Consider the following 21,922-nt stretch of genomic DNA (forward strand, 5'->3'; position numbering starts at 1 on the left):
GGTTGTAGGTAAATTCCATTAAAAAATATAAGTTCCACCGATAATCTTGCACTAGCCGCCCTCAGATCCCTCCAGCCAAATTCCCTTGTAGGGCTAACACACCCTTCCCACGGGCTTGCAGCGCACATGATTATATTAACTTAAATTGTCCTTCAAGTCCTCCAACAGCACTATTGCCGACCCACAACCTGAATACTCCGGGCTCACTTTTCCACAGCCCTTCCGGGGTGTAAAAAGCAAGCGCTTGCGCATCTATTTCGAAGGTGACCTGCTGAGCCGCTCCGGCCTCCAGCCACACTTTTTTAAATCCTTTTAATTCTTTGACGGGACGGGCGGAGGAAGCCACCACATCCTGAATATACAATTGAACCACTTCCGTTCCGGCCACCGCTCCGGTGTTCGTTACATTAACACTTATTTTTATTTGCTCCTGGGCATTGATTTCCGATTGACTCAATTCCAGGGCATCCAATTGAAAGGAAGTATAACTTAAGCCATGACCAAAAGGGTAAAGTGCATCATTGCGACCATCTATATATTGGGAAAACAATACCGATTCATTCCCTGTCGGGCGGCCCGTATTGGTACGTGCATAATAAATAGGCACCTGTCCGACGGATCGGGGAAAACTTATGGGCAACTTCCCACCAGGATTAAATTCACCCGTTAAAACGGAGGCAATGGCCGTCCCACTTTTACTTCCCAAATGCCAACATTCCAAAATTGCCGCCGCCTTGTCTGCTATGGCCGATAAATCCAATGGCCGGCCATTCATCAGCACCACCACCACATTGGGATTCACCCTCCGGACAGCCTCAAACAACTCCAGCTGAAGCCCCTTAAAGCCTATATCCATCTGTGAACGGGCCTCCCCGGATTGAAATCTGCTTTCTCCCATGGCCAGCACCACCACATCCGACTGTCGGGCCACTTCAATCGCCGCTTCCATGCCCACCGGATTATCCTGATTAAAGATCACCGGCTTAAAGAAGCTCGTATTCTGATCAAATACCTGTGGGCCACGGGCATATCGCACCGATAGTTGATGATCGCCTTGTTGCAAGCCTTCATATAAAGAAACTGCCGATTGCTCCACCGCATGAGCGCTCCAGGAACCTAATGGCGTATCTTTATCATCCGCCAATTGACCAATCAGCCCTACTTTTTGACCGGGCTTAAGCGGTAACAATTGCTTTTCATTTTTAAGCAAAACAATGGATTTTTGAGCGGCTTTCAGCGCTAAAGCTTCCGCCTGCTGCTGCATAGCCGGATTACCTTCCCGCTCCTCTACGCAATAAAGATAAGGATCATCAAAAAGCCCCAAACGAAACTTAACGCGAAGTATTCTTCTTACCGCATCCTCAACTTCCGCTACATTAATTTTCCCTTCCTGTACTAATTCCAGCATATGAGGGGCATAACAGTCGCCCTCCATATCCATATCAGAACCGGCCGTCATCGCTAATAAGGCGGCATGTTTTTTATTTTCGGCCACCCCATGCGCGACCATTTCCCCGATCGAATTCCAGTCTGATACCACAAAACCCTCAAATCCCCACTGCTTTTTTAATACCTCACGCTGCAAGCCCGCATGTGCAGTAGCAGGAATACCATCCACCAAATTAAAGGCATTCATGACCGTGGCCACTCCGGCATCCACACATGCTTTAAAGGGCGGCAGCACTACATTATGTAAAGTTGAAGTATTGATCTCGGTGGTATTATAGTCTCTGCCGCCTTCTGCATAGCCGTAACCGGCAAAGTGTTTGGCACAGGCCGCTACGGTCAGTGGATCGGCTAAGTCCTCACCCTGAAAGCCACGCACACGGGCTGCAGAAAAAGCGCCACTCAAAAATGGATCTTCACCGGCACCTTCCATTACGCGTCCCCAACGAGCATCCCGGCTGATGTCCACCATGGGGGCGAAGGTCCAGTTAATGCCGGAAGCTGCAGCCTCATAAGCAGCCATTGCGGCAGTAGCTTTTGCGAGTTCTGGTTCCCAGGAAGCGGTCTCCCCTAGCGGAATCGGAAACATCGTTTTGAAACCATGTATAACATCATAACCAAAAAGTAGTGGAATTCCCAACCGACTTTCTTCAACGGCCATACGCTGAATTTCTCGGACATTGGCCACGCCGACCACATTGAGCATAGCGCCAACATTTCCGGCTTTAATTTTATTGATAAGTTCTAATTCATTCGGTGTCTTGGAATCCGGGCCCGTTAATTCCTCATTTCCCGAAAACTGTATAAGCTGTCCGATTTTCTCCTGTAAAGTCATTAACTGAAAGACACTATCTACGCGTGCTTCTATATTAACACTTTCAACTTCATGTTGGTGCTCCGCACAACTTAAAAGCAGCATAAGAATGAGTCCATATAAAAAAAATTGAGCCTTCATTATAAAAATTTAAATAGGTTTTTCATTTGCTTACTTCAATTTTGGAAAATACCGAAGCGGAAACAAATGATGGAATATTTTTTCCATGGAAAACATTTTTTATTCCACTAATTGATTTTTAATGTATTAATTATCAATCATTTAAAGTATTTTTAACGATAACATTTTCCACCTTTTATTACTTCATTACTCACCAAAGATGTAAATAGGCATTGCGATTCATTGAAAAAATTCAATAAAGGCAGGACACCCAATTCCATTACCCATAAAAGCAGTTAAATTTTTCCAACTAATGGATCATTCTTCCTCCTGATATTTGGTAGAAACCTCTATTATTATTGGATAATGACGCTCGCCTATAAACTATAGCTGCAATGAAATAAAAATTCGCTTATGCAATAATCAGATTATCGCAACGAATTTTGGCCTTTAAACTCCCTTTTCTATTCTGCTATTCATTTGTTCCATTGGCAAAAACGAATTAGGATAAATCCCTGCCTGTTTTCCTCCCTATCCTGAATTATTCACCGCTAAATTCATTAACTAAACTTAAGCAACTTACCTCCAGCCCTTTAAAGCTCATTTCTTTGAATTATAATAGCCCAAATTCCGGACAAGCTTGCTTTCTCCTCCTTCATCTGTTTCGTTGGAAAAAACTCGAAATAGGAAAAATTCCTTCATTTTTTCCGCCTTACAGCTAAACGAGAGTTTAAGCATGAATAATTCGGTCTATGACTACACAAAGGCATTTAAATTCGGGACAAGCCCCTTTTCAATAAATGCTGGAACAAGGCGACATTTTTCCTTTTACGCAAAAAAAATGGTGGATGAGGGCATCTATTGTTCAACTTCAATATCACCCTACATCACACCACTCGAAAAAGGTCCCATTACTCCCCCAAGTAATGGGCGGTCTATATTTAGATCGTGTTAAGCCGAATTATTCACCGTAAAATTCATTTATCAATCGTAAGCAACTTTTTTCCAGTTCATTATAATTTGTTTTCTTTGGTTTATAATAGCCCCAATTTGGGCAAGCTTGCTTTCTCCTCATTCATCTGTTTCGTTGGAAATAACTCGAAATAGGAAAAATTCCTTCATTTTTTCCGCCTAGCAGCTAAACGAGGATTTCAGCATGAATAATCCGGGTTAAGCATGAATGATCCGGGTTTAAAAGCGTTCCATTCTACAGCAAATTCGATTACGTGGCATTGACCCCGGATAAATTGGCAACAATAAACACTATTGAAGCAAAAAAATGGGAGCGCTCCACTAATCGGGAAACTTAACTTTAACGTACGCTATAACCCACCTCTACGGAATTTCATCTTCTAAATTCAGGAATCGATCTTCCACAATAGTTGCTTTTATTTCTTGTAAAAACATTTTTTGCATTTCCGCCAATTTTAACGGTTGGGAATCGGCCAAACTGTGTTGCTGCCCCGGATCATCCTCTAAATGGTATAACTGGAAATGGGGATCTTTACCCAATTCAATGTCCGCATCTCTGTAGAGGGGAGCTCCGGCATAAGGCGGAATCATCGCCCAATCTCCGGCAATCAAAGCCAGGTTCTGACTCGCCTCCACAATAAACTTTTCCCGTCCATTAGCCTGTTTTCCCAATAGGACCGGCAAAAGATTTTGACTATCCAGCTCCTTTTCCTGCGGTAAAGCCAGCAAGGCATTGATAGAGTTAAACAAATCTAATTGGGAGACCAACGCCATGCTTTTTCCTGCCAGGATTTGTCCCTTCCAATAGGTAATAAAAGGGACATGGGCGCCCCCATCGAATAAAGAATATTTGCCTCCTCTCCTTCCTGCCGTGGGCGCATGATCACCATTGAGCAGCTCCGACTGGTCCATATAACCATCATTGAGCACCGGACCATTGTCACTAGTGAGTACGATCAGGGTGTTTTCCAATTGTCCCAGGGAATCTAAATGAGCCATCAATTGACCAATGGCATCATCGGCCTCCACGATGACATCCCCTCTGGCCCCCAAAGACGTGGCGCCCTGAAAGCGAGGGTGCGCCATTCGGGGCACATGGGGTTGGTGCATGGCATAGTATAGAAAAAAAGGCTGCTCCTGTTGCTGGTTCAAAAATGCTTTGGCCTTTTCTAAAAAATGATCCGACATTTCCTCATCATTCCAACGTGCCTGCTGCCCCCCTTTCATGTAACCAATGCGGGGCACCCCGTTCACTATCGATTGATTATGTCCATGATGCCATTGGAGGGTCAATAATTCCGGATGACTTAAGGCAGTGGGTTCCCCCTCAAAGTTTTGCTGATAACTCACTTTAATGGGATCCGAAGGATCAAGCCCCTGCACCTTCCCATTTTCTAAATACACCGTTGGCACCCGATCATTGGTAGCGGCCATGATGTAAGCGTGATCAAAGCCTAAGGCATTTGGCCCGGGACTCACTTCTGCATTCCAATCCACCTTTCCATCTCCTAAACCCAGGTGCCATTTGCCAATAACAGCAGTGGCATAGCCCGCTTGCTGAAGTTTCCGGGGCAATGTGGCCTGCTTGGGATGGATGATCAATGGCGCATCTCCCTCAAGGATCTGCGCATGCTTATTTTTCCAGGGATATTCCCCGGTTAATAAACCATACCGGCTGGGCGTACAGGTAGCGGAGGTGGCATAACCATTCAGAAACTGTAAGCCCTCATGAGCCAGCCGATCAATATTCGGCGTCGGAATAGCCGTAGCACCATAGGCCCCAACATCTCCCAGCCCTAAATCATCCAAATAGAGGATTAGAATATTGGGTCGCTCGCTATGTTCGGAGGGACTCTTTTGCATGGTGCAAGCCCCTAAAATCACCGCCAGAAGTAATAGATATCGGATCATAAGAAGGTTGACTAGGATTTAAAATTCCGTGATTTTAGTAACTTCCGGCATCTCCCCTTCATATTGAAAAAGATTCACCCGATGCGCCATACCCTTTAATTTTAAAGCGACAACTCCATGTGCCGGTACTTCATATTCAAGAGCAGCAGCGTTCGACCGGCTTTCTTGTTTTGTCCACAAGTCTTTGACCTGATATCCCTTTGAAGACTGTACGGCTAAATCATCCACATTAAATGCGATATTTTTTGCCTCCTCCGACCGATTCAAAAGCACAATTACCACTTCTCCGCTCATGGTACTTTTTAAAGGGCAAGCCCAAACCTCCGTATCACCATAATCCATCATCCGACGCGCCTGATAGGCCAGTGGATCCTGATTAATGGCTATTAAATCGGAATTGGTCAAAATTTCCAGTGTCTCTTCCGACATGGTAGTTAAATCGTTTCCGGTAATCAAAGGAGAATTCATGACGCACCACATTGTGAAGTGCGTTTTATCCTCCTCTCTGCTCATTCCACGACCTACCTGTAGCATGTCCATATCATTATAATGACCCGGTGAACAATACCGCCATAAATCGGCATTTAAATCAACGATCTCCATGATGGATTCGAATTTTTTATGGATATCAGGAGAAATACGCCAGGAATCCGCGATTGAAGTAACCCACTCGCCTGGAAATTCCCAACGACAAACATTATAGCGGGCTTCAGGTTTGATCTCCCGTATCATTTCTCCAATTTTGGTATATCTACTCTGTTCATCAAGGCCAAGATTTTGGCCGCCACACCAATCTACTTTAAGAAAATCATATTCCCACTCGATAAAAAATCGATGGATGTCTTCATACTCATGACCGTAAAGGCCAACACCAGCGCCATTCGGATCATCATCCCATTGTACCGCACAAGTATTAAGGCCCGCATCACTATAAATACCGGCCTTAAGACCCCAGGAATGAATATAATTTGCCAATGATTGCATGCCGGAAGGGAATTTCTCCGGATGCGCTAAAAGCCTTCCTTGCTCATCCCGACCTCCGAAAAACCCATCATCAATATTTATATAAGAATATCCCACATTTTTCAAACCCTTATCCACCATCGCATCAGCCTGCTCTTTGATAATATCCTCATTGATATTTACTCGATAGTTATTCCAACTCGCCCAACCCATCATAGGGGGTTTATAAGCTTTTTCCCCACCATCCCCGGGAACAGGATTAGGCGTGGGTGAGGTGAAATATACACCCAGGATTACAATAATATATAAGCCAAATCTCATCATGTCTTCATTTGAATTTTAAACTTTTATTGCAGTCTATCAGTGGTCATAGATAGTATCAGTAACGCATAAAATGTAGGAAATTAGCCCGTATTATTCAGGCTTAAATCCTCGTTTAGCTGTAAGGCAGGAAAAATGAAGGAATTTTTCCAATTTTGAGTTTTTTCCAACGAAACAGATGAATGCGGAGTAAGCAAGCTTGCCCAAATTTCTACTAATACAAACCTAAGACCACGACTCATACTCCCCTAATTATGAACTACTTGTGTTCAATTCGTAAATTTGGCGGTGAATAAATCGGGTTAAAAAGGAACAGCGCTGATTCCGGTATCCGTCATTTTCACCTCTTTAATGCTACCATCCTCAAAATATTCTAATTCATCAATACAGACTTGGCGCTCATACGGGCTATTTCCTTCTATATGATAAAACAAATACCATTTATCTTTAATTTGAGCAATGCTATGATGTGAATTTCTACCATTATTATCCAGGATAATTCCCCTGTATTCATAAGGACCGGAGATTTTATCAGACGTACAGTAAGCCAACAGTTGCTTTACTTTTCCATCCCGCTCAATGTGAATCGGGTAAGAAAAATAATAAAGCCCGTCTTTTTTATGTACCCAAATGCCCTCGCCATAATTACGCAAAGGAATTTTGACGGGTGCCGTTTTAAAGCTCAGCAAATCTGCATTCAATTCGCCATAAGCAACGCCTTCTCCCCCACCATAAAACAAATAAACGCGGCCATCCTCATCTTCAAAAACACAAGGGTCGAAAGAAAGTACCCCTTCTACCTGCTCTTTTTCAATGAGGGGTCTCCCCAGCGGATCTTTAAAGGGGCCATTGGGATTTTTGGAGGTGGCTACTCCAATTTGAAAACCGGCAGGATAAAAGAAATAATACTGGTCGTTTTTCTTAATAATATCAGGTGCAAATGCGGCCTGATCCGCCCAGGAAATATCCTCCAGTGAAAAAATTTGTCCTTCATTTTTCCAATGCTTCAAGTCTTGTGAAGAATAGGCGTGCCAGCGTTTCATCTCTAGCCAGCTCGTGCTACCCGGCTCATCTGTTGAAGGATAAATCCAGTATTTCCCGTCCCACTGGTGAAAAGAGGGATCCGCATGGAAGTCCGGCAAAACAGGTTTTTGAGCCAAAAGATTCCCTCCGGCAAGGACAAAAAAAGTGAGTATAAAAATTATTTTTTTCATGATTTGTATACGGTATTAGAAAAAATAAATACAATCAAAATAGCTTGCCTTTTTATCCGGCAAAGCCTAAAGGGTATGGATTTTATTATTGAATGCGGACGGTTGCCTCCAGGCCCTCTGCCGAATTCGGCCCCAGCCAAACTTTTAAAAGTCCGGCTTCCAAAACGGCTTCAAAGCGTTCATTAAGCACTTTGATGTCTTCAGCGCTTAAGGAAAATTTCACCAATCGTTTTTCTCCTGCTTTCAGGAAAATACGTTTAAAATCCTTCAGTTCTTTCACCGGACGGGTAGTACTTCCGACCATATTGCGGCTATACAACTGAACGACCTCATGCCCATCATAAGCGCCGGTGTTATGAACTTCCACACTGATGTTGATCGTCTCCCCTTCAGAAAGGGTGGTCTGATCAATCTTGAGATTGGCGTAATCAAAGCTCGTATAAGATAATCCAAATCCGAATGGAAATAATGGATCAGCATCCTCATCAATATAATTATTCTGAGTGGGTCGACCACTATTTTTGTGGTTGTAATAAACCGGTAGCTGCCCCACTGATTTTGGAAAGCTCGTCGTAAGTTTACCGGCCGGATTATATTTACCCCAAAGCACATCTGAAAGGGCATCTCCTGCGGTAGTACCGGGATGCCAGGCTAACAGCAATCCATCGGTATGCGGCAAAACACCACTTAAATCCAAAGGCCTTCCATTAAAAACCACCGTAATCACTGGTTTACCATATTGCGACATTTGCCGAATCAGCTCCTCCTGTTGACCGGGCAGTTTAATATCAGAGCGACTATGTGCTTCCCCAAAGGTGGTCCATTCTTCCCCAACACATAAGATTATCACATCCGTAGTAGCAGTAAGCCGGTCACTGATGATTACCCCCTGAGGAGCGTTGCGTCGCATTCCTTCCAAAGGGGAGGTTACCGCCTCGGGATCGGCAACAGATTTCCACCAACCCATCAAATTTTGTTCTTTTGCAAAAGGGCCTACCACCGCGATTTGGCGAAGTTGATCTTGCTGTAAGGGCAGTATGCCCTGTTTATTCTGAAGCAGCACCATAGAGGCTGCCGCCATTTGTCGTGCGACCACCTGCGCCTCCTGATGAACAGATTTCTTATTTTCGGGCTGCTCCTCCACGAATGGTTGATCGAATAAGCCCAATTGAAGCTTTACCTTTAAAATACGGCCCACTGCTTCGTCCAACAATTCCTCGGACAATGCCCCACGCTTAAAAGCTTCCCCCAAATCCCGGTAACAAAGCGTCTTCATTTCCATATCAATACCCGCGGTTAATGCTTTCTCAGCAGCCACAGTGCTGTCTTTTGCATAGCCATGGGTAGCCAATTGCGCCACCGCCTCCCAGTCACTGACCACAAAGCCGTCAAAAGCCCATTGCTCTTTTAATAAATTTCGAAATAAACGTTGGTTACCGGTGGCGGGATGACCGTTAATATCCTGAAAGCCACTCATAGCGGTCACCACTCCGGCGTCCAAACAGGCTTTAAAAGGAGGTAAATAAATTTCATTTAGGGTGCGATCACTGATCTCTACTTCCTGATAGTCACGCCCCCCCAGGCCGGCACCATATCCCACGAAATGTTTCATACAGGCCGCGATGGTGTAAGGATCGGCCAAATCCTGCCCCTGAAATCCCCTTACCGTTGCCGCTCCGAAGCGTCCATTGAGAAAGGGATCCTCTCCAAAACATTCTGATATTCTTCCCCAACGTGGGTCTCTGGAGATGTCCACCATAGGTGCAAAGGTCCAGTCAACACCTGCCATGGCAGCCTCCTTACCGGCCAATTGGGCCGCCTTTTCTACCATCTCTTCGGACCAGGTACAAGATTGAGCCAAATTAATCGGGAAGGCGGTTTCATAACCATGAATCACATCGTGTGCAAAAATGATGGGAATACCCAGGCGAGATTCCTCTACTGCAACCTTTTGCATCAAATTGCGCTCTTCGAGGGTGAAGAAATGATTAAATTGATTCAAAACCGACCCCACTCTTCCGGCGCGAATATCCTCCAGGACATCTTCAACCCGAAGTTCTGATTCCGCTGTGGCATTATTGACATGGCGCTGAGAGAGCTGACCCAGCTTTTCTTCCACCGTCATTTGGGCCAATAATTCCTGCACCTGCTGATCCATGGGGGAAAGCTTTTCCTCCGGGCTGCAAGCGCAAAAAACCAGGATAAGACAACAAAAAGAGAGATATGATTTCATTTTATAATTATTGATACAGAAAAAAATAAGCCCGGCTTTTCATTTTTAAAGCGACCCGCCAGGAAAGGTTATGCCGGATTATTTATGCTTAAATCCTCGTATAACTGCAAGAGGGAATTTTCCCTATTTCATTTTTTTCCAAGGAAGCAGATGGGTGAGGAGAAAGCGAGCTTGCCCCAAATTGGACTATTAATAAATCAATAAACACCATCTTAGGCGACCCACTAAGTTTATCGGTGAATAATTCGGCTCAATAGAAAATCTACCATGATGTTTTGGCCCTCAGGGAAAGTTGTTGCTTTTTGAGTCCCTTTCCACTGACGGTGAGGGTGATCTCCCCTTCTGTTTGATCACTTTGCACCAAGACCACCAATTTTCCATTGAAAGCTTTCATTTTCGGTAAATGGAAAAGCTCTAAAGAAGTGGGGTCGCCATTACAAATTGCTTTAAATTTACCCGCTCCTCTGACCTGCACCTGCAGGGCATTTTCCGCCAGAGGACAAGGGTTCCCCTGCTGATCTACCACCTGCACCGTGACGAAGCTCAGGTCCTGACCATCGGCCAGTATTTCCCGGCGATCCGCCATAAGCTGAAGGCTGTGGGGTTTACCTGCAGTACGCACCACTTCCGTCATCACGGCATTATCGTCCTGATCATAGGCCACTACTTTTAATTCCCCGGCTTCATAGGGCACCTCCATCCAACGGAGGCGATAGCGATCCAGTCTGCTATCTTTATTTTTCACCCTAACCCCCTGACTTTTACCATTAAGGAAAAGTTCGGCTTTATGATAATTCGTGTAAACAAATACCGGTGTGGGCTCTCCTTCCCGACCTGCCCAATTCCAATGGGGTAAAATGTGTAAAGTTTCCGCTTCCGGCTTCCATCGGGAACGATACAGATAATAGCGGTCTTTTGGAATACCGGCTAAATCACATATGCCGAAATAGGAACTCCTGGCCGGCCATTCTTCATTATAGGGAGAAGGTTCGCCTAAATAATCAAAACCGGTCCAGACAAATTCGCCCATGACCCAGGGCTTGTCATCCTGCAACACCCAGTCATCCTCTACAATATTGGACCACAGGCAGGATTCCAGGTCATAGGAAGAACTTTGAAAATCCGGATATTTTTTCCGCTTAAATTCTGCCACCGGGAATTTATATACCCCACGGGAACTGACCGTAGAGGTGGTTTCAGAACCCAATAAAAATCCCTGAGGGAAGGCCTTGTAAGCGTCCTCATATAAATGGGTGCGGTAATTCAGACCGGGAATATCCTGAGCTGCGCCAAAGCCATTTTCCATGACGGCAGCTACCTGGTCCATGCCTACTGTTACTGGTCGGCTCGGATCCTCCTGATGAAAAATATCCCGGAGATAAAGGGATAGCTTGGCGCCTTCCTCTGTATTTTGATCGGGCACCTCATTACCGGAGCTCCACATCACGATAGAGGGGTGATTCTTCAAGGCACGCACCAAATGCTGAATATCTTTTTTGGCCCAATCCTGAAATAAGGTATTGTAGCCATTTTCCACTTTCGGTTTTTGCCATTCATCGAATGACTCCGCGATCACCATCAGTCCCAGCTCATCACACAATTCAATCTGCTCAAAAGCAGGCATATTGTGCGCGGTACGTATGGCATTTGCTCCCATGGCTTTCATCATCACCAATTGACGACGTAAGGCCGCTTTATTAACCGCAGTGCCTAATGGCCCCAGGTCATGATGCAGACACACTCCCTTAAATTTTACAGATTCCCCGTTCAGGAGAAAGCCCTTCTGTCGGTTATACTCAATACTTCGGATCCCAAAAGCCGTCTCGATCTGATCCACCAATTGGCCAGCCTGGAATACCTGCGTGATCAATTGATAAAGATAAGGGCTATCCGGTGACCAAAGCCTTGGTTGATCCACCTGCAAATACTGATCAAAAGTTCCCTGGAAAGATTGCTGATCCTGATGGCTGGCGACTACATTTCCCTGCTGATCCAATATTTTTTGAAGAATGAAGAGCCCTTCCTTTTGATTAGTTTGCGTCTGGACGCGCACTTTGGCCGCTGCGGTCGTTACCACAGGAGTCGTCACGTCCACGCCCCAATGTTTAATATGCGCTTTCGCTTTTGAAATCAATCTGACATTTCGGTAGATCCCCGCTCCGGGATACCATCTGGAAGCGAAAGGTGGATTTTCCAACCTTACGGCCAATAGATTCTCCCCGGCCTGCAGATAGCTGGAAATATCAAAGTAGAAATAGCCATAGCCATAGGGATGTTCTCCCACATATTTCCCATTAAGGTACACCTGAGCATGACTCATGGCGCCATCGAATTGCAACAAATGAACTTTTTCCAGCTCTTGTTCTGCTACCGTTATGGGTAAACGATACCAGCCCGTGCCAATATGAGGGAGAGCGCCGGTTCTGCCCGTTTTTTCGGTGGCTTTGTTTTCCCCATCCTGCACAATGGCCACCTCTTGTTTGTCCCACTTAGGGTCAAAGGGACCTTTAATCGCCCAATCATGCGGAATGCTCACCGATTCCCAGTTTTTATCTGAAAAGGAAGGCTGTTTGGCCGCAGGTTCATCTGTACGACTAAACTTCCAACCCTTTTGTAATAAGCGCTCATTACGTTGCCCATAGCAGTAAGAACTGATCAGCAACAAAAAAATAACAACAAGTCTCATAAATAATAAAGAACCAAAAAGAGGAAATTATTTGATAATAACCTGCGTAGACAGGGCATTGATACCTTGCTGGAATTTACCCAAATGCGGTGACTGATCTGCCACGGTAATGGTCAGGGCTCCCTTGGGTTGTACCAACTCGCCGGCCGCATTATAAAGACTCAGGTCATCGGCTTCCAGCTCGAAATCGATGGTTTTTTCTTCTCCTGCTTTTAAATAAATCCGCTCGAATCCTTTCAGGGAATAATTGGGCGCCTCAAAAGGAACCTGATAACCGGAAATATAAAGCTGAAGCACATTTTCAGCATCGAAATTACCTGAATTGCGTAGAGTGGCCGTTGCGCGCAATGGCGCACCTTTTTTCAGTTTTTTATGACTAAGCTGAAGGTCTAGAATCTCAAAATTGGTGTAACTCAGCCCATACCCAAATGGGTATAGGGGTGCTTCTTCCATATACCGATAAGTACGGCCCTTCATGCTGTAATCCTCATAGGCCGGAAGTTGTGATATTGATTGAGGAAAGGTAATCGGTAATTTGCCTGATGGACTAAATTTGCCAAAGATCATATCCCCAACCGCACGGCCGCCTTCCTGCCCCGGATACCAGGCCATGATGATGGCATCGGCAATTTCCGCAATTTCAGGCAACACAAATGGGCTTCCTCCAGTCAACACTACTATAAGCGGATTGTCGCTTCCTTCTTTGATCGTCTTTAAATACTCCACCTGATGTTGGGGTAATCCCAAATCAGGGCGATCCCCCAGCGCTGCAGAAGCAATGGCCTCCCCTTCTTCTCCCTCCATAGCCGGAGAGATACCCATTACCGCGATACAGGCATCGGCGGCCTTAGCCTCTCCTGTGGACCAATCAATAGGGTTCGCATTCGGGTGATCCATCAAAACCCCTTGTTTGTAATTAATAGTAGTCCCTAAAGAAACATTGGACACAATACCATCTAGAATATTATAAGTACGCCCTGCCAATCCAAAATAATTCCCTAACAATACCTCAGAGGAAGTGGCATTAGGCCCCACTACATAAAGGTTTTTAATATCGGTGGATAATGGCAGCACTTGGTTGTCATTTTTTAACAGCACCAGAGATTTGGCCGCCATCTGGTAGGCGAGCTCCGTATGCGCTTCCCCGCCAACTAAGGATTCGTCCAAACTGTTGAAAGGCAATGTCTCCACGGGATCAAAAAATCCCAATTTAAATTTTGTAGTTAATAATTTCCCAAGGCGCTCATCAACCAAATCTTCACTCACCAACCCCTGCTCAACAGCGGTAAGCAAATGGGTCCCATATACCCCACCACAATTGAGATCAGTACCGGCCTTCAGTGCCATGGCCGCAGAGGCTATTGGATTGGGCGTTACCTGATGGTGGGCATGAAAGTCCTCAATAGCGCCACAATCGGACACTACATGCCCCTGAAAATTCCAATCCTCCCTTAAAACTTCCTGTAACAAAAACTCACTACCACAAGCCGGTATTCCATAAACCCGGTTATAAGCCCCCATCACCGACTCTACATTCGCCTCCGTCACTAAGGCTTTAAATGCCGGCAGGTAGGTTTCATATAAATCCTGCTTGCTACAAACGGCATCAAACTCGTGACGTAATTTTTCCGGGCCTGAATGCACCGCAAAATGCTTGGCACAGGCGGCAGCCTGCAGGTAACGGGGATCATCTCCCTGCAAACCCTTGACAAAATTCACCCCCATTCGGCTGGTCAGGAAAGGATCTTCTCCATAGGTTTCCTGACCGCGACCCCAACGGGGATCTCTAAAAATATTAACATTGGGTGTCCAGAAAGTTAATCCCGAATACTGCGCATAATTCCCTAATTGCTGTGCAATATTAAATTTAATCCTGGCTTCTTTTCCAATGGCACTACTCACCTCATAGATCAAAGCTTCATCAAAGGTGGCCGCCATTCCAATGGCTTGTGGAAAAACTGTGGCCCGGCCATTTCTCGCCACACCATGCAGACATTCATTCCACCAATTATATTCTTTTATCCCCAATCGATCGATGGCTGGGGCGTTATTTCCCATTTGCTGAATTTTTTCCTCTAACGTCATGGCTTCCAGGAGCAATGCTACACGTTCGGGAATGGGTAATAAAGGATTCAGCCAGCCCTGGCCCGGCACATCCCCGGAGGCGGCCATGCCTGTTGAAAAGATTATAAGAAAAGACAGTGTAAATAAAAACCGCATGATAAAAAATAAAAATAATTGCACATTAGGAGTAAAGGTAAAGCATCGCCAATACACATAAATACCATGCCTATAATAGAAAGTAAAAAAGTTAAATACCTATAAAAAAAATTACCTTACAAGTACAAACCCCTAGTATTCAACAAGGCCTTACCTCAGCAAGAGCTATTTTATCCGCCTTCCTTACAATACCTGAGAAAATAGTCAGGTATGCATTTTTTGCTTCTAAACTCGCTCTTGAAATATAAACACCAGGCTAAACCCTTACCCTATGGCCAAATCTTATTTTTTATACAACTGCTACATTTCTAAGTCAAATGATTTACTGCTAAATTTATTGATGAAGTGCAGGTGGTTTATTTTCAGGCCATTATAATTTGTTTTCTTTGGTTTATAATAGCCCAAATTGGGGCAAGCTTGCTTGCTCCTCATTCACCTGTTTCGTTGGAAAAAACTCGAAATAGGAAAAATTCCTTCATTTTTTTCCGCCTTCCAGCTAAACGAGGATTTAAGCATGAAGCATCAGGGCTAATAGCCTTCATTTTGAGGAAACAATTCCGGAGCATCCGCATACTGATTAATTTGCCACTGAGGGATCGGATATCGAAGATGCTTTTGATCTGCCCAACTTACGCCACGCTCCCGGGCTTTTTGAAGATACATCCCATTGCGTATCAGGTCATCCCGGCGATGGCCTTCACAAAATAATTCCCTAAACCGCTCATCCATAATAAACTCAATCAGGTCCTGTTTGGTGTGAAATTGATCCTTTGTGACTTCAGCAACTCCTGCTCTTCTACGAATTTTATTTATAAGATTCACGCTGCCCTCATTAGGACCATAAATTTGATTAAGGGCCTCTGCCTGAATAAGCAGTACATCCGCATATCTAAAAATAACCCGATCCTGCCCATGCCGGTCCCCAATCCCCTCCGGATCTTCACTATATTTCACAGGGATGGCGCCAATTTGATTATCATTAGGGTCAGCATTTCCCCTCAATTTTTTATAAATACCATTTCCAATATGATATTCGGTCCATATGGTGGCTAATCTCTGGTCTTCCAAATCAGTAAAACAACGATCGTATATTTTCCAGGGAATTTTGTGCCCTCCCCAACCTACAATATTGTTACCTTGAGGAGAAACGTAATCCGTGGGGAGCACAAAAGCCAACCATCGATTCGGAAAGCTCCAGGTATTGTTCCGGGGAACTCCCCAAATAATTTCAGCATTTGCTTCGTTATTAATATCAAATATATCCTGATAATTATCTTCTAATTTATAAATATCCAAATCAGAAATTCTTCGGGCATAGTCTGCGGCTAAATCCCACTGATGATCATTAGCGGCCACCTTCATCCCCAGAAAATAAGCAATCCCCTTCGTCATTCTACCGTAGTCCACATAATCATAAGCCACCGGCAGGTCCACTGCCGCACGTTCTACCTCCTGCAAAATGAAATCCACCGTCCATTGCTCGGAGGGCCGTGGGGGCGAATAATTGGAGGTGGGATCCATCGAAATTTCCGGATCCAGTACTACCGGCACCGGCCCGAATAGACGGTAATTGTGCCAAAGGATCAAAGCCCGGATAAGTCGCATTTCAGCCAGATAGCGGGCTTTTAAGGGTGCATCCATCACCACCTCCTGACTGCGGAACATCATATTAGTGCATTTGGTAATTTCGCGGATACTGTAGGCCCCATTGGTATATTCCGAGTTTACCGTCCAGGTGAAATTCTGCCACACCAAAAAACCTTCGGAATTCCAGCTATTTACAAACTCATCGGTGGAAGCCTCCGCATGCACAAATCCGGAAGTATAATTCCACTCCTCAATTCTATGAAAATGCTGCAATTCATGATATAAACCAATGGTGGCTGACTCTACATCCTCCGCCGTTTGAAACAAATCGTCGCGGGAAAGCTTCCCATCGACCTTGGGGTCAAGATTATGAAAACAGGCCGAAAGGCTTAAAATGAAAAGGTATAATATACGTTTCATACTAAAAAGTTATATCTAATCCCACCGTACATGCTTTTGAAGGAGGGTACTCTCCGATCCCCTGGTACTCCGGATCGCCACCGGAATAATTTGTAAATACAAATGGATTAGTCAGGTCAACAAAAAAACGTGCATTAGCTCGAAAACGTGTCTCCATGGTATAGCCCAGGCTAATATTCTGAATTCGTAAAAAAGACACCTTTTCAAAGAAAAAATCACCATAATCATAGGAGGAGGATATCCCGCTAGGATAAGTCGAGGAAAGGTTTTCAGAACTCCAACGGTCTTTAATCTTCACTGATTTATTCTGATTCCTGATTAACAAGTAATCCACCTTTCCGGTATAGAATTCATCCATTTGATTTTCCTTGATAAAACCATGACGGCCATAGAGAAACACCGAAAAATCCCAATTCTTAAAAGTAAAATAATTCCCCATACCATATTGAAACAATGGGTCTTCATTTCCAATATAAACCTTATCTTCATCGCTAAGTAATCCATCCCCGTTCAGATCTTTGAGGTAAACCGTACCCGGAAATGCCCCATTCATATGTGGAACTGACTGCCCGGGCTGAATCAGGCCCTGTGATTGATAACCAAATCGAGAACGAATAAAGTCATTTGTATTTTCATAGGAAGCACCAAACCACTCCGGATCCCGTTCTTTCCAACGATCCCGAAATGTGGCGACATTAAATTGCGTGATCCATTTGAAGTGCGGTCTATGAATATTATTAGACCGCAGGGTGAGCTCCAGCCCATTACTTTGGGTGGATCCGATATTATCAATTACCGTCTCCAATTCCACCCAACTTCTAAGCTTTCGTTCGGCCAAAAGATCAGAAATAACCCGGTTAAAAAAGTCTATACTCCCGGATATGCGGTCATTCCAAAAGCCAAAATCCAATCCAACATTAAACTCGGTGGTCGTCTCCCATTTCAAATCCGTATTTTCTAATTGTGACAGGGTAAGCCCTTTCCGTACCCCACCTCCTAACAAATACTGATGATTGAAGTCAAACAATTCCCGATAATCATAAGGAATATCACTATTGCCTACCTCCCCATAACTGATCCTCCATTTTAGTTGCGACAGGGGTCGGAAGTCCTGCAAAAAACTTTCTTTATGCATCTTCCAAACGAAAGATCCGGAGGGAAAATAGCCCATTCTGTTATTGCTCCCAAATTTACTGGAGGCATCTGCACGAATAGTAAACATCCAAAGATATCGCTCAGCCAAACTATACCTGAAGCGCGTAAAAACCGAAGCTACTTTATTGAGTTCCCCCCAGGAGCCCACAGCGGGACGCGTTCCCGCACCGGAATTCAGATCTCCGTAACCGATGCCATCATGCACAAAATCTGTATTGGAGGAATAAAAACCGTAATTATTAAAATCCTGATAGGAATAACCCATCATGGCACTGAATTCGTGATGTTGGGTAATTAATTTCTGGTAATTAAGCGTAAAATCAAAAAGCTTGCTCATCCGACGGGACCAATTCCACTCCGCATAGCCCCCTTGTTGAGCGCCTCGAAGGGTCGTTTTAGGTACATGCATTCTGCTATTGGAAGCATGATAGTTAATCCCAAAGTTACTTTTGAAAATAAGATCCCGATCCAGAAGGTAAATCTCAGTAAAACCTACGGAATTCAGTTTAAGCCCGTTAATCGAGTGGTCAATCCCTAACAGGGAAACCGGATTCGGCCTGGAGGAGGCCAGTGGGTCATCTACAAAATCACCATTGTCATCCACCACCTCCAGCAAAGGGTTAAAAGTCAGTGCAGAAATCATCACGCCCCCATCATCATTAGGGTCATTATTAATCTTTGCAAAATCATATCGGTCAAATATGGTAGAGGTCCGTACCCCGGCTTTAATATAGGGGTTAATTTCATGATCAAAATTTAGCCGCAGCCCAATCCGCTCATAAGCGGATTTTTTCACCACCCCCTGATTATCAAGGTAATTCAAGGAAGTTAATAATTTGGTTTTATGATTTCCCCAGCTGACTGAAACGTTGTGGTCATTCACCCTCCCATTTTGAGTCACCAGGGACAGCCAATCCGTACCGCCTCCCTGAAATCCATCGATTTCCCTTTGAGAATATCTTGGGTGATATGCCGGAACATTTGATGGATCGTTGCCTCCATATACCCCCACCTTATGCTCCATCATCCACAATTCCTTCCCCACCGCATTGGTCTCCTGCATGAATTCCTGTGCATTCAACATTTGGGGTAAGTGGGTGATTTTCTGTACCGTATACTTTCCGTTGTAGGAAATTTTTGTCCCTCCTTCAGTACCGGACTTGGTGGTGATCAATATGATGCCATTCGCTGCCCGTGCCCCATAAATCGCCGTGGCCGAGGCATCTTTTAATACCTGTACGGAGGCCACATCATGATAATTCAAAGCATTTCCCGGCGGATGCTCCAGGGGAAAGCCATCAATTACCCAGAGCGGTTCGTTGGAGGCATTTATAGAAGCAGCCCCGCGTATCTGGGTTTGAGAACCTGCCCCAGGGCTCCAATCATAAGTTTTCACCTGCAAACCGGCAGCAGCACCCTTTAGCATATTCTCAAAAGAAGAAACACCTGAAACGGGCAGTTCATTCACATTAATGGTGGAAATAGCGGAGGATAAATCCCCTTTTCGCTGTACTCCATAACCCACTACTACCAATTCATCCAAAACATCAATCTGTTCCACCATAACGACCTCTAAGATGGACTGGTTTTCCACCTTAACCTCCTGCTTCTCAAATCCCACAAAACTAAAGACCAATAGATCGCGAGGGCTTGCCCTCAGCTCAAAAGTCCCGTTTAAATCCGAAACCGTGCCCGACTTTTTCCCTTTTAACTGAATTGTTACCCCGGGTAATAAACTACCGTCCTTACTTTTGACTACTCCACTCACCAGAAAAGGCTGTAATGGATCTTCTGAATTGTTCGTCTTACGACTAACGACGAAATTATTTTGAAAAATCTGAATATGAACATCTCCTTCAGGGAAGAGGCGATTGATTACCTCCTGAATGGTAATCTCCCGCGCAGCTATACTGTATAATTGACCTTCCTGAAAATCACTATTCTTGATGATGAAGCCTATGCCGGTTTGGGTCTGAATGGCCAGAAAAACTTCATTAATTTCCACCTGATCTAAAAACAAGGAAACCCTTACATCTGCTGACTGAGGTTTGGCTTGTTTAGATACAAGGCATAATAAAGATATTACAAGGTATTTGATAAAACCTTGTAAAGTAGGGTAATTTTTTTCCATCGCAAGAGATTAAAAAATGATCAGGGGGTAGCGATGACCAAAAGTATATAAAAAATATTATTTATCGATAGTCACACGAATAATTTTCCCCTCAGCATCGTAATCTAATTTATATTGAATACTTGCTGATTGAGCAAAAAGTTCCATAATCTGAATAAAAGCGAGATTATTCGATACCGAAAAAGAATACTTGTCGTCACCGATTTGCGTTTTGTCTAATACAATCGGAATATTATAATATTGCTGAAGTGCATCACAGATTTCAACCAAAGTACGCTCCTGAAAATAAAATTTATCATCCAACCAGGCGGAGGTTTCCTCCAGATTCACGTCCTTACTCACTTTTACTTTTCCAGCAGAGCGGTCAAAAGCCAGCTTCTGCCCCGGAGCAATGGCATAAACCGTTTCTCCTTTGGCATTTTCCAGGTGAATAGCCCCTTCAAAAAGCACCGCTTCATATTGCTGCTGGTCCGGGTTTACCCGCACATTAAATCGGGTTCCAATATCCCGGAGGGTAAATTGCCCAAAGCGCACCGTCAGGTTACGTGCTTCGTTTGGAATCAGGTCAAAATGAACCTCACCTTCCACGGTAACGCTATAATCCTGGCCTTCCTGCAGCAGGTCAATACTTGAATTGGCATTAAGGGTCACCACGGAACCATCATTAAGTGCATATTTCGCAGTGGAGGAAGCATTGGTTGCAAAACTGATGGTATTCGGTAAGGGCGACTGCTGTCCCGCAAAATGATATATGCCTGCGCCAAAACACATTAATAATACCACAGCGGCGGCGTAGCGAGCGATTTGTGGAAACAGCATACGATGTCTGGGACTGGCAGCAGGTTGTTCTACTTTAGCCCAAAAATCATCAAAGCTTTTTTGTCGCTGTGCGGGCGTGCTCAGCCCATCGTCACGAAAACTAGCCGCCATCCAGGTTTTTTCTAAATCGAGGAATTCCTCCTTACCCTCTTCCGAGGATTCGATGGCATTATAAAAAGCCTTTTTCTCATCCTCCGTGGCTTTTCCGTGCTTTATTTTATAATATAATTCCTCCATTGAAAAAATTCTACTTATGGGTATGACTACTAAACACCTATTATAGGTAATACCCTATGCCTAAATAAAACATTATTTTTTATTTTAGCAATTCCGATCCTGATAACCCACTATAACACCCTCTTTTAAAGGTATTTACAAAAATAAAAAACTAAGGTAAAAAAACTTTCAGCAGCTATCTATCTCCCCCTGGCTTTAAGCCGAATCATTCACCGCCAGATTCAGGAACTTGCTTTAATCAGTAAACATTCGTGTCAACTGAATTTTTAATAGCCCCAATTTGGGCAAGCTTGCTTTCTCCTCATTCATCTGCTTCGTTGGAAAAAACTCGAAATAGAAAACTATTCCTTCATTTTTCCCGCCTTGCAGCTAAACGAGGATTGAAGCATGAATACTCCGGCTTAGTAAGTCAGGCTATAATCTCCACCTGAGCTCATCATCCCAAAATATTCATCACTTGATTCAATCATTTATTATCATTGCGTTACGGTTGAGTGGATTGATTTTCCAAAGCCCAAATTGGCTTAGCCCGCTTTTTCCACATTCACCTGCATCCTTGGAAAAAAACACGAAATAGGGTACTATTCCCCTATTTTCGCGCTTTTCAACGAAGCCAGGGCCTCAGCTTAATTTATTCGGGCAAAACCAAGCATATTGAATCACAACATCAAAT

General features: G+C 44.3%; 10 protein-coding genes. All 10 read right to left on the reverse strand.

From position 1 onward, the window contains the following. Window positions 1-130 precede the first annotated feature (130 nt). Complete coding sequence (gene bglX, locus AAA970_RS24195; RefSeq protein WP_338239471.1) at window positions 131-2,401, reverse strand: beta-glucosidase BglX; 2,271 nt, start codon at window positions 2,399-2,401, stop codon at window positions 131-133. A 1,314-nt stretch (window positions 2,402-3,715) separates the two neighbouring features. Continuing rightward, on the reverse strand, window positions 3,716-5,263 hold the full coding sequence (locus tag AAA970_RS24200; RefSeq protein ID WP_338239472.1) for a sulfatase-like hydrolase/transferase: 1,548 nt from the start codon (window positions 5,261-5,263) through the stop codon (window positions 3,716-3,718). Window positions 5,264-5,281: 18 nt separating this feature from the next. Beyond that, window positions 5,282-6,550 carry a glycoside hydrolase family 27 protein gene (locus AAA970_RS24205; protein ID WP_338239473.1) on the reverse strand — a complete coding sequence of 423 codons (1,269 nt, stop codon included), beginning with the start codon at window positions 6,548-6,550 and terminating at the stop codon, window positions 5,282-5,284. 299 nt (window positions 6,551-6,849) lie between these two features. Continuing rightward, complete coding sequence (locus AAA970_RS24210; RefSeq protein ID WP_338239474.1) at window positions 6,850-7,761, reverse strand: family 43 glycosylhydrolase; 912 nt, start codon at window positions 7,759-7,761, stop codon at window positions 6,850-6,852. Window positions 7,762-7,846: 85 nt separating this feature from the next. Next, window positions 7,847-9,994, reverse strand: coding sequence for a glycoside hydrolase family 3 N-terminal domain-containing protein (locus tag AAA970_RS24215; RefSeq protein WP_338239475.1), 2,148 nt, complete (start codon window positions 9,992-9,994; stop codon window positions 7,847-7,849). 262 nt (window positions 9,995-10,256) lie between these two features. Beyond that, on the reverse strand, window positions 10,257-12,680 hold the full coding sequence (locus AAA970_RS24220) for a glycoside hydrolase family 2 TIM barrel-domain containing protein (RefSeq protein ID WP_338239476.1): 2,424 nt from the start codon (window positions 12,678-12,680) through the stop codon (window positions 10,257-10,259). 27 nt (window positions 12,681-12,707) lie between these two features. Beyond that, the gene (locus tag AAA970_RS24225; RefSeq protein ID WP_338239478.1) at window positions 12,708-14,900 is read right to left on the reverse strand and encodes a glycoside hydrolase family 3 C-terminal domain-containing protein; all 2,193 of its coding nucleotides are present in this window, start codon (window positions 14,898-14,900) and stop codon (window positions 12,708-12,710) included. Window positions 14,901-15,428: 528 nt separating this feature from the next. Then, on the reverse strand, window positions 15,429-16,907 hold the full coding sequence (locus tag AAA970_RS24230) for a RagB/SusD family nutrient uptake outer membrane protein (protein ID WP_338239479.1): 1,479 nt from the start codon (window positions 16,905-16,907) through the stop codon (window positions 15,429-15,431). Between the two features lies 1 nt (window position 16,908). Continuing rightward, on the reverse strand, window positions 16,909-20,193 hold the full coding sequence (locus AAA970_RS24235) for a SusC/RagA family TonB-linked outer membrane protein (protein ID WP_338239480.1): 3,285 nt from the start codon (window positions 20,191-20,193) through the stop codon (window positions 16,909-16,911). A gap of 57 nt (window positions 20,194-20,250) precedes the next feature. Then, window positions 20,251-21,249, reverse strand: a complete 999-nt coding sequence (locus AAA970_RS24240; RefSeq protein ID WP_338239481.1) for a FecR family protein — start codon at window positions 21,247-21,249, stop codon at window positions 20,251-20,253. Window positions 21,250-21,922: the final 673 nt, after the last annotated feature.

It is taken from the genome of Persicobacter diffluens (genome assembly GCF_036244895.1).
GTDB classification, from domain to species: domain Bacteria; phylum Bacteroidota; class Bacteroidia; order Cytophagales; family Cyclobacteriaceae; genus Persicobacter; species Persicobacter diffluens.

Bases quoted from the DNA above. Each gene is read 5' to 3' on its own strand.
- AAA970_RS24220 (WP_338239476.1), bottom strand. From the start codon at position 12,680: ATGAGACTTGTTGTTATTTTTTTGTTGCTGATCAGTTCTTACTGCTAT.
- AAA970_RS24210 (WP_338239474.1), bottom strand. From the start codon at position 7,761: ATGAAAAAAATAATTTTTATACTCACTTTTTTTGTCCTTGCCGGAGGG.
- AAA970_RS24205 (WP_338239473.1), bottom strand. From the start codon at position 6,550: ATGATGAGATTTGGCTTATATATTATTGTAATCCTGGGTGTATATTTC.
- AAA970_RS24200 (WP_338239472.1), bottom strand. From the start codon at position 5,263: ATGATCCGATATCTATTACTTCTGGCGGTGATTTTAGGGGCTTGCACC.
- bglX (WP_338239471.1), bottom strand. From the start codon at position 2,401: ATGAAGGCTCAATTTTTTTTATATGGACTCATTCTTATGCTGCTTTTA.
- AAA970_RS24235 (WP_338239480.1), bottom strand. From the start codon at position 20,193: ATGGAAAAAAATTACCCTACTTTACAAGGTTTTATCAAATACCTTGTA.
- AAA970_RS24215 (WP_338239475.1), bottom strand. From the start codon at position 9,994: ATGAAATCATATCTCTCTTTTTGTTGTCTTATCCTGGTTTTTTGCGCT.
- AAA970_RS24240 (WP_338239481.1), bottom strand. From the start codon at position 21,249: ATGGAGGAATTATATTATAAAATAAAGCACGGAAAAGCCACGGAGGAT.
- AAA970_RS24225 (WP_338239478.1), bottom strand. From the start codon at position 14,900: ATGCGGTTTTTATTTACACTGTCTTTTCTTATAATCTTTTCAACAGGC.
- AAA970_RS24230 (WP_338239479.1), bottom strand. From the start codon at position 16,907: ATGAAACGTATATTATACCTTTTCATTTTAAGCCTTTCGGCCTGTTTT.